At 69.4% G+C, this 608-nt stretch carries 2 pseudogenes; one reads left to right on the top strand and one right to left on the bottom strand.

From position 1 onward, the window contains the following. Window positions 1-293: pseudogene (locus DD1DGNOD_RS26100) on the top strand (MFS transporter); the annotation flags it as partial. Window positions 294-471: 178 nt separating this feature from the next. Here DD1DGNOD_RS26100 and DD1DGNOD_RS30375 read toward each other — a convergent pair. Beyond that, a pseudogene (locus DD1DGNOD_RS30375) lies at window positions 472-608 on the bottom strand (inositol-3-phosphate synthase); the annotation flags it as partial.

Raw genomic sequence — 608 nt, 5'->3', positions numbered from 1 at the left:
GCGTGGACACGATCGTGCAGGAACAGACCGAGGACGCCTATCGGGGCCGCGCCTTCTCCCTCTACGACCTGTTGTTCAACGTGGCCTATGTGGCCGCCGCGGCGCTGGCGGCGATCACCCTGCCAGTCACCGGTCGGTCGCCTGTCATGGTGCTGGTCGCCGGAGGCGGCTACATCGTGTGCGCGCTGCTGTATCTGCGGGCCCGCGGGCCGCGGACGCCTGTTCCCGATCCGGCGATGACGGTGTCCCGCCGGCTGCCCGCGGCTGCCGCGACGGCGGATCCCACCCCATGACGGGCCGGACGCACACGTGCGCCGATGCCCAGACCTGACGTCAAGACCTGACCCCGACAGTGACAGTGCCCGGCCACCCCCTCCGGGTGGCCGGGCACTGTCACAGCGGCTGTCGACACCGGTGGCCTCCGGCGACGCGCCGGTAATCATTGTCGCGTCGCCTTTGGCCGGCGGGTTCCTATTCGCCGCTGATGAACGCCTCCACCTTGTCCCGGGCGATGTTGTCCCGGTACTGCTCCGGCGGTGACTTCATGAAGTACGAGGATGCCGCAAGCAGCGGTCCGCCGATACCCCGGTCAAGGGCGATCTTGGCGC

The organism is Candidatus Protofrankia californiensis (genome assembly GCF_900634765.1).
In the GTDB taxonomy this organism is placed as follows: domain Bacteria; phylum Actinomycetota; class Actinomycetes; order Frankiales; family Frankiaceae; genus Protofrankia; species Protofrankia californiensis.
This window is presented reverse-complemented; position numbering and strand designations above follow the sequence as displayed.